8 protein-coding genes and 1 pseudogene are annotated in these 8,129 nt (G+C 62.7%); 6 read left to right on the forward strand and 3 right to left on the reverse strand.

Translation table 11 applies throughout. The annotated features are described in order from the left end of the window. From WEB61_RS11380 to fdxA, 4 genes and pseudogenes are all read left to right on the forward strand, one after another. Positions 1-1,746 (forward strand): annotated as a pseudogene (locus WEB61_RS11380) (disulfide oxidoreductase); the annotation flags it as partial. Positions 1,747-1,753: 7 nt separating this feature from the next. Next, positions 1,754-2,149: an RNA-binding S4 domain-containing protein gene (locus tag WEB61_RS11385; protein WP_368064452.1), complete on the forward strand. Its 396-nt coding sequence runs from the start codon at positions 1,754-1,756 to the stop codon at positions 2,147-2,149. 56 nt (positions 2,150-2,205) lie between these two features. Further along, entirely contained in the window at positions 2,206-2,685 is a 480-nt protein-coding gene (locus WEB61_RS11390; protein WP_368064453.1) for a TerB family tellurite resistance protein, read from the forward strand. Positions 2,686-2,721: 36 nt separating this feature from the next. Beyond that, complete coding sequence (gene fdxA, locus WEB61_RS11395; RefSeq protein ID WP_368064454.1) at positions 2,722-3,060, forward strand: ferredoxin FdxA; 339 nt, start codon at positions 2,722-2,724, stop codon at positions 3,058-3,060. Positions 3,061-3,642: 582 nt separating this feature from the next. Here the strand turns inward: fdxA and WEB61_RS11400 are convergent. After that, on the reverse strand, positions 3,643-4,020 hold the full coding sequence (locus WEB61_RS11400) for a hypothetical protein (protein WP_368064455.1): 378 nt from the start codon (positions 4,018-4,020) through the stop codon (positions 3,643-3,645). 1 nt (position 4,021) lies between these two features. Here WEB61_RS11400 and WEB61_RS11405 point away from each other — a divergent pair, with 1 nt between their 5' ends. Continuing rightward, the gene (locus WEB61_RS11405) at positions 4,022-4,729 is read left to right on the forward strand and encodes a CarD family transcriptional regulator (protein ID WP_368064456.1); all 708 of its coding nucleotides are present in this window, start codon (positions 4,022-4,024) and stop codon (positions 4,727-4,729) included. Positions 4,730-4,942: 213 nt separating this feature from the next. Continuing rightward, the gene (locus tag WEB61_RS11410) at positions 4,943-5,839 is read left to right on the forward strand and encodes an RNA polymerase factor sigma-32 (protein ID WP_368064457.1); all 897 of its coding nucleotides are present in this window, start codon (positions 4,943-4,945) and stop codon (positions 5,837-5,839) included. 8 nt (positions 5,840-5,847) lie between these two features. Here the strand turns inward: WEB61_RS11410 and WEB61_RS11415 are convergent, their stop codons facing one another. Next, positions 5,848-7,323 carry a M48 family metalloprotease gene (locus WEB61_RS11415; RefSeq protein WP_368064458.1) on the reverse strand — a complete coding sequence of 492 codons (1,476 nt, stop codon included), beginning with the start codon at positions 7,321-7,323 and terminating at the stop codon, positions 5,848-5,850. 8 nt (positions 7,324-7,331) lie between these two features. Continuing rightward, positions 7,332-8,129: thermonuclease family protein (locus WEB61_RS11420; RefSeq protein WP_368064459.1), on the reverse strand; the 798-nt coding region annotated here is incomplete at its 5' end.

The raw sequence follows: 8,129 nt of genomic DNA on the forward strand, positions 1-8,129 counted from the left end.
TGGCTCGCGCGCCAAATTGCCCGCCTCGACCGGGCAGACGGTGAGATTGACACGCTGACGGCCCGCATCGCCCATATCCGCACCTGGACCTATGTGGCGAACCGGCCGGACTGGCTTAACGATCCTTCTCATTGGCAGGAGCGCGCGCGTGCGATAGAGGATAGGTTGTCGGATGCATTGCACGAACGTCTGACGCAGCGGTTCATCGACCGCCGCACCAGTGTCCTGATGAAGCGTCTGCGCCAGAACGAGGATTTAATGGCGGTTGTTAACGGTGACGGCGAGGTTTTGGTCGAAGGCGAGCATGTCGGCCGCCTTCAGGGATTCGTCTTCCTTCCCGATCCGCAGGCCGATGGCGAACAAGGGCGCGTGCTGCGTGCGGCCGCCGAGCAGGCATTGGCAGGCGAGATCGCGGATCGCGCTCAACGACTATCTGCGGCGCCGGACTCGGATATTTCCTTGTCCGATCACGGACGGATCGTCTGGGCCGGTCATTCGGTCGCCTGCCTGAAGCCGGGCGCAGAACCGCTGAAGCCATCCGTGGAGTTGATCGCCAACGAAGAATTGAATGGCACGTTGCGCGAAGCCGCGCAGGCTCGCCTCGATGGCTGGATCGCGATGCATATCGCAAACGTCCTCGCGCCGCTGGTTGCGTTGCGCGATACCGTCGACATAGAGGGACTTGCCCGCGGCGTTGCCTTCCGCCTGACCGAAAATCTTGGATCGATGAAGCGCGAGTCGGTAGCCGAGGACATTCGCACGCTCGATCAAGCCGCGCGCGGCCAGCTGCGCAAGCACGGCGTCCGGTTTGGTGCCCATTCGATCTTCATGCCGGCACTGTTGAAACCGGCGCCGGCACGCTTGTTGATGATACTGTGGGCGCTGACACGCAAGGATACCGAAGACGCGTTTGCCGATCTGCCGCAACCGCCCACACCCGGCCTGACATCTGTCTCCGCCAATCCATCGGCCCCGCAGGGCTTTTACGAGGCATTGGGCTTCCGCGTTTGCGGCGGTCGCGCCGTCCGGCTCGACATGCTGGAACGTATTGCCGATCTGATCCGGCCCGTGATCGCCGCCCGCACCTACAATGGCGGCTTTGTGGTGACACCCGAGATGATGTCGTTGGTCGGTTGTTCGGGCGAGGAATTCGCCGGCCTGCTACAGGGCCTTGGATATCGTTCGCAACGTGAAACCATCGTGCCGCGCGCCACCAGTCCGGCGGAATCGGAAACAGCCGGAGCGTCAAGCGCGGCGTCGGGCGGCACGCCGCCGCAAACGACCGCGGAGGCGGCGCTTGCAGCCATCGTTGACGCGATTGCGGCGCCAGCAATCGACCCGGCAATCGCGTCGACGGCGGAGGCACAGTCAGAGGAGGTGTCGGCCACTTCGGATGGCACCGATCAAGCCGGGGCCGAGACGTCTTCCGAGGAACCGGCGATTTCGACAAGCGCAGTTGAGCTCGAAATCTGGCGGCCGGTCCGTCGTAGGCCGGAAGGCAAGCCTGCGCGAAGAAGACAGCCGAACAAGCCGAAGACTGAAGCAGGCGAGAAGCTGGTCGAAGCACGCCGCGAGCATCACAGAAAGCCGAAACGGAAACCGGACGAACGTGGTGAGCGGCCTGCCCAGGGTCCACGTCCGGACGGCGGATACCGCGAACCGCGCAAGTCGCGCGATCGCGAGCCCGATCCGGATTCGCCCTTTGCCGCGCTGGCCGTGCTCAAAGAGCGCGCCGGCGGCAACTGATCCCACGATGGAAGACGCCGCCGGACAGCCCGGTCAGCGCATCGACCGCTGGCTATGGTGCGCACGCTTTTCAAAGAGCCGTTCTGTTGCATCGGCGCTCGTTCAGAGCGGGCGTCTGCGCATCAATGGCGAACGCATTTCGAAGGCGAGCCGAAATGTGCGCCCCGGCGATGTTCTCACTTTCCCGTTGGGACCCCATATCAGGGTCATCGAGATTGTGTCGTTGGGATTACGGCGCGGTCCGGCATCTGAGGCCGCCGCTCTTTATCGAGATTTGGAGCCGCGGCCGGCACGGGAATCCACAAACGCACCGACCAAGCTTCCCACAGGGCGTCTACCCGGCGCGGGTCGCCCGACCAAAAAGGAACGGCGGCGGACAGACGCGCTGAAGGAGGATGAATAGTTTTACAAATTTTTATGTATTTGAAAATTTCTTCCACACAGTATAAGTAAAATATCATGCTCACCGCCATCAAATCGTTCCTTCTTGGACCGGCCGAAAACACCCTTCCCAAGTTCGATGATCTTCAGATCGCCGTCGTGGCGCTGCTTGTCCGGGCAGCGACGACAGATGCCGATTTTCGCGACGACGAACGGCTCGCCATCCGGCGTATGACGGCCGACGCCTTTGGCCTCTCGCCGTCGGATGTCGACACGCTGGTGGCGGCAGCCGAAGGCGAGGAAGCCCGGATGATCGATCTGCACAAATGGGCGCAGGCGATCAAACGCGGTTACGACGAGGCCGAACGCATCCGGTTGATCGAGAAGATGTGGGAGATCGTCTATTCCGACGGCGTTCTGGATGACTACGAAGCCAATCTGTTGCGGCGCGTCGCAGGCCTGATATACGTTCCCGACCGCGAATCCGGCGAGGCACGGCAACGCGTCCTGGCGCGGCTCGGATTGCCGGAGCGGACCTCGCGCGCGCCGGAAACTTGAAAGGACCGCGCGAGATTCGCGCGAGTGGAGACTGCGATGACCTATATCGTGACCGATGCATGCATACGCTGCAAATACATGGACTGTGTCGAGGTCTGCCCCGTGGACTGTTTCTACGAGGGCGAAAACATGCTGGTCATCCATCCCGATGAATGTATCGACTGCGGCGTCTGCGAACCGGAATGCCCGGCCGAAGCCATCAAGCCGGATACCGAGCCCGGCCTCGAGAAATGGCTCGAACTCAACACCGAATATGCGTCGAAATGGCCGAACATCACCATCAAACGCGACCCGCCGGCCGACGCTGAGGAATGGCAGGGCGTCGCGGGCAAGTTCGACGAACATTTCAGTCCCGAGCCGGGCGAAGGTGATTGACCCCTTTCGGCTGGCGAGTCTGCATTCTAGTCCCGATTTGAAACAAGAACTTCGGCCTGCAGACGTGTCTTTCTGCGGGCAATCATCGCAGTTTACCGCCAAAACATGCACCAATCAGGTGGATTGGGGCTCTATCTCCCTGTGTTAACTGTCTTTTTGCCGCACCGCCTTCCAAGAGGGGGGTTTTTGTGTTATATATATCGCACAGCGAAATGCCGCGAATACGGACGCGAGAAATGAGCTAGCGGCACAACCCCACGTTGAAGACGCGAAGGTTGTTGTTTTGTACCTCGTCACCTTGTGCCGCTTTGCCAGCCGGAAAGGTAGGGCTGAGGGGGGCAACTGCTGGCAGTAAGCGGCTTGGTTGGCTGCGGTGGGCCCATTGGCGAGAAACAGTGTCATCCACGGGAGTCGGCCGCAGCGTATGGCGGTCGGGGAATGGGGCCGGAAGCGACTTTCGGCCCGAGATATTTGACGGCCTCTTCATGGAGACCCGAGAAGCCCGGGTGAATGTGGTTGTCCGTAGAGCATCGATATTCAAGGCCCGGCAGGGAAGGCATCGTGTCCCTCGTCCGGCCCCGGTTATGAAAGGCTGGGTATAGGAAAGGCCATGGCGAGCAAAGTGACAAAATCCTCCAAATCCACGAAGTCCAAATCGGCAACCAGAGGCGCTGCGAAAGCCGCAAACGCCAAGACCACGGCGACCAAGGCGAAGGCCAGGGCAAAACCCGCCGCCAAGGCAAAGCCGGCGGCTGCGAAGAAATCGACAGCGAAAGCCGCCAAGCCGGCCGCCAAGCCGAAGACAAAAAGTGTGGCCGCCAAACCCGCGAAGGTGAAGGCGAAAGCCGCGCCTGCCAAAGCGCCCGCCAAAAAGGCCGCGCCCAAGGCAGCCGCGAAGAAAGCAGCCAAACCCAAACCCGAACCCGCGAAGGCGCCGCCGCCGAAGAAAACGCCGCCCAAGATGGCCAATGCCGCCAGCAAGCTGATGGAAGCGGCAAAGAGCCGCGCCGAAAAGGTGCGCAAGACCGAAGCGGCCGAACGGGAAGCCACGGCAAAGCGCGCCAGGGCGGAAGCGGCGAAGCCCGCGAAAGCGGAAGCGCCGAAGGAGCCCGCAAAGCCCGCGGCGCCGCGCGCCAACTTCAAGGCGAAGGAATACGTCGTCTATCCGGCTCACGGTGTCGGCCAGATACTCGAAATCGAAGAGAAGGAAGTCGCCGGCCACCGGCTCGAACTCTTCGTCATCAACTTCGACAAGGAGAAGATGACGCTGCGCGTACCGACCAACAAGGCGGGCGCGGTGGGCATGCGCAAGCTGTCCGATACCGGCGTCGTCGATTCCGCGATCGAAACGCTTCGCGGCCGCGCCCGCATCAAGCGCACGATGTGGAGCCGCCGCGCCCAGGAATACGAAGCGAAGATCAATTCCGGCGACCTCATCTCGATCGCTGAAGTTGTCCGCGATCTCTATCGCTCCGAACGTCAGCCCGAGCAGTCCTATTCCGAGCGTCAGCTCTACGAAGCCGCGCTCGACCGGATGGCGCGGGAAGTGGCGGCGGTCGAACGCATCGGCGAAGATGCGGCGATCGAGCGCGTCGAACAGGCACTGCAAGGCACGCCGCGCGGCGGCGACAAGACGCCCAAGGACGGCGAGGCGAGCGAAGCGGCCTGATACGGCGGAACCTGTGGAATAAGTAACGAAAGGCCCGGTTTTAATGCCGGGCCTTTTTTGTTTTCCCGCCCATTTCTGGCCATGAAGTATCGCTACAAGAGCATCGACCTGCATTTCCGGTGTTGATCCGGGACGATGTGCCGGCCGTAGCAAGGTTGCCAACCGAAACGACGGATGTGCGAAAGCACGCCGCGCAACGGAGGAGTAACTGAGATGCCTCACACTGACACACCCGAAACCCAACGCGCCAACCGCCGTTTCATGCGCCGCGCGATGACCGTACCGCTGCTCGACAGGGAAACCGAATTCGATCTCGCGCGGCGCTGGAGGGAAAAGGGCGATGAACAGGCGCTGCATCAACTGACATGCGCCTATATGCGCCTCGTGATTTCGCTGGCCACACGCTTTCGCAATTACGGACTTCCCTATGGCGATCTCGTCCAGGAAGGCAATGTGGGCCTGATGCAGGCCGCCGCCCGCTTCGAGCCCGAGCGCGGCGTGCGCTTCTCCACCTACGCAAGCTGGTGGATTCGCGCGGCAATTCAGGACTACATCCTGCGCAACTGGTCGATCGTGCGTACCGGCACGACAGCCGCGCACAAATCCCTGTTCTTCAACCTGCGCCGCCTGCGCGCGCTGATCGACAGCGGCACACGGCAGAACCTGCGCCACGAGGACCGGATATTCATCGCGCGGCGTCTGGGGGTCGGCGTCGACGATGTCGAAACCATGGATGCGCGGCTGATGGCGGGCGACCGTTCGCTCAACGCCACGCTGTCCGACGGAACCTCCGAGGACAACACGGCGGAATGGCAGGACATGCTGCCTTGCGACCGACCGCAGCCGGATGAGGAAGTCATGGAACAGCATGACGGCGCGTGCCGGTCGCGCTGGATTGCCGAAGCGCTTGAGGAGCTCAACGAACGCGAACTGCTCATCATCCGCGAACGGCGCCTGCGCGACGAGGCGCTGACGCTCGAAACGCTCGGCGCGCAACTCGGAATTTCCAAGGAGCGCGTGCGGCAGATCGAACATCTGGCCCTGAAGAAGATGCGGACCTCGCTGCTCAGCAAGGTGCCCGATCCGGAAGCCGCCGGCCTGCTCGGCTGACGAACCCTCTACTCGGTAACAAGCTTGACGCGCATGCCGGGGCGCGGTTCCTCGCCCGCACCAAGCCCGTTCAGAACGCGAAAGCGGTCGGTCTGATATTCCGAATAGGCCATGCGCCGGCCAAGCGACACCGCCGTGTCGCCCGCCCTGACGGTAACGACGCGCAGACGCAGCGGCTTCACCGCAGCAGCTTCCGAGGCCGACAGCTTGCGGAAGCTCATCACCATTTCCTGCAGCGCGGCGTCATGGCGCGTACCCGTCTGCGTCAACGTACCCACCAGAAAACGGTAGACCCGGTCCGGCGCAAATTCGATCACGACCAGCCTTGCATTGTAGTCGTTGATCCGCGTCGTCGCTGTCGCCGCATTCATGCCGTTGATCTTGAGCCGCTGCAATCTGGAGAGCTGCGTGCCTTTCGCCCATTGGTTTGTCAGGTAATGCCCGATTTCGACGCTGGCGTCTTTTTGTCCCATATCGAACTTCGCCAAACTTCGATCGGGGCCCTGCACCACCACCACGGCCGGTGAATTGGTGATAACGAAGCCAGGCGGCGCCTTGAAGGCAAACCTCAGCTTCGGATGCAGAAAATCGCGGTCGCGTACAATCCCGTCTTCCGGGCGGTCGCCATAAAGCATCCCGTTGAGTGCTTTCAGATATGTATCGCGGTTACGCTCGCCCGTAGCCGGTGTTGCGCCCGCGTCACGGGCATGGGAGCGGGCGGCATCGACGCGTGACGCGGTCGCCGGATGGCTGGCCAGCCAGTTGTTTCGCGTCGCATCCTGCGGCAGGTTCCTGACCCGCGCTTCGAGCGCATCCTGCGCGCCCATGGTTTCGAGAAAGTCGGCGACGCCGAGCGGATCGTATCCGGCCCCCACCAGGTACCGGATGCCGAGCATGTCGGACTCGAATTCCTGATCGCGCGAATAGCCGGCGAGAAAGCCCTGCCCGCCGAGGCCGATGGCCTGGCTCGCGGCCTGATTGCCGATCACCGCGCCCAACACCGCCCCCAGCAGCGTCGTACCTATCGCCGCCGTCTGGCGCTGGGCCGAATGACGCGCCGCGACATGGCCCATTTCGTGACCGATGACGCCGGCAAGCTCCGCTTCGTCATTGGCAAGCGCCATCAACCCGCGCGTCACATAGACATAGCCGCCGGGCAGTGCGAATGCATTGACGACAGGGCTGTCCAGGACGGTGACGTGGTACTGTCCGTTGGGAATATTTGTGGCACGCGCGACCCGCGTCGCGATACCCGCCACATAGCCGCCAAGTTGCGCGTCGGGATAGGCACCGCCAAAGGCTTCGAGAATTTTCGGATGGGCCTCGGCGCCAACTTTCGCCTCCTGCTCCACCGACATCAACGGGGCGATTTGCCGCTCGCCGGTCGCAGGATTGGTCGTGCAGGCGGCAGCGGAGAAAAGCAGCACCATCAGGGCAGATATGGTCGCCCCCATACGCACGATCCGTCCACCGCGTTCTGTCATTTCGCCCTTCATGGCATTTCATCCAGCAATTCGATTTGTTCGGGATGCGTGAGCGTGATTTCAGGACCGTTGTAACGGCCGAGCCATCCGCGCACCCGCACCCGCCGGCCCACGAGTCCCGACGGACCGTCGGTCTGTTCGAGCAGCACACTCCATATCCGGTCGTCGAGAAAAAGCCTAGCGTCCCCCGGCGCAACTGTCACCGTGAAGTCGTCCTGCCAGTCTTGGCCGAAATTGAGATAGATCCGTCCGCGAATAACGGCGGCGGAGACCACGACACCCTCGACAAGTTCGAACCCGCCGTGAAGCCGCGCGAGCGTCGCCGTATCGTCCGCGGCACGGACCGCATAAAAGGGATCGGCCCAGATGCCACGCCGCGCTTCGCGTGCCTCGCGCTCGGCAGCGAGAAGCTCGGCGGCGCAGGCGCGGTTGTCGCGGAACGTATAGACACGCGCCAGCCCGCGCCGCAGCATTTCTTGCTGCAGCCACAGGACCTCGCCGTTCTCGTCGACGGCAAAGACATGGGCGAGGATGCGGCCGTGCCGGTCTTCGTGGCTGCCGCCATGGCGAAGCGCGACAGGCTTGTCGAGCGCAAGCGCCGACAGGGTGGAATATGCGTCCCCGGCAAGCGGCCAGGCCTTGAAATTCGCTCGCCCCAGCGGCAGCTTCGGCGCCTGAATGCCGGTGAAGCGAACCTGCCGGCCATTGTCGAGAACGAGCGTGTCGCCATCGACGATCTCGACCGCGCGCGCCCGATCGCCCGGCTCAAGTTCGCAAGCCGCATGCGCCGCCGCCGGAACGACGAG

Source organism: Parvibaculum sp. (assembly GCF_040882025.1).
In the GTDB taxonomy this organism is placed as follows: domain Bacteria; phylum Pseudomonadota; class Alphaproteobacteria; order Parvibaculales; family Parvibaculaceae; genus Parvibaculum.